The organism is Chryseobacterium sp. BGARF1 (assembly GCF_001677955.1).
Classification (GTDB): Bacteria; Bacteroidota; Bacteroidia; order Flavobacteriales; family Weeksellaceae; genus Chryseobacterium.
This window is the reverse complement of the sequence record NZ_LELA01000075.1, coordinates 1-462: the sequence shown is the minus strand read 5'-3', so window position 1 is coordinate 462 and position 462 is coordinate 1. Positions and strand designations below refer to the sequence as shown.

The window sequence follows — 462 nt, the reverse complement described above, 5'->3', positions numbered from 1 at the left end:
TCGAGATCTCTCCCATATGTGACACATCAAAAACTCCAACACTGCTTCTTACCGTTTCATGCTCGCACGTTACTCCTTTGTACTGGACCGGCATTTCAAAACCGGCATATTCTACCATTTTCCCACCAAGGATGTGATGGATTGCATTAAATGCTGTTTTCTTTGTTTTTACAGGCTCCATATTGTATTATAATCCTATTAGACATTTATATACATCAGGTCTCAGTAGCCATTCTGTATCAAAGAGGTTTGCCATTTTAATTTTTATCATCCACCCCTCTCCATAAGGATCAGAATTTACGAGTTCAGGATTGGCTTCTAATTTGGGATTGATCTCCAATATTTTTCCCGCAATGGGTAGGAAAAGGTCAGATACTGTCTTTACAGCTTCAATTGTTCCAAATATCCCATGTTGTTTTAAGATTTCCCCAAGGGTTTCTATTTCAACATATACTATATCTC

The 462-nt window shown here is 37.9% G+C and carries 1 protein-coding gene and 1 pseudogene; both read right to left on the bottom strand.

Features of this window, described 5'->3' with window-relative positions:
• Positions 1-181: pseudogene (locus tag AB671_RS14280) on the bottom strand (glycine cleavage system aminomethyltransferase GcvT); the annotation flags it as partial.
• Between the two features lie 6 nt (positions 182-187).
• Positions 188-462: glycine cleavage system protein H (locus AB671_RS14275; RefSeq protein ID WP_066681406.1), on the bottom strand; the 275-nt coding region annotated here is incomplete at its 5' end.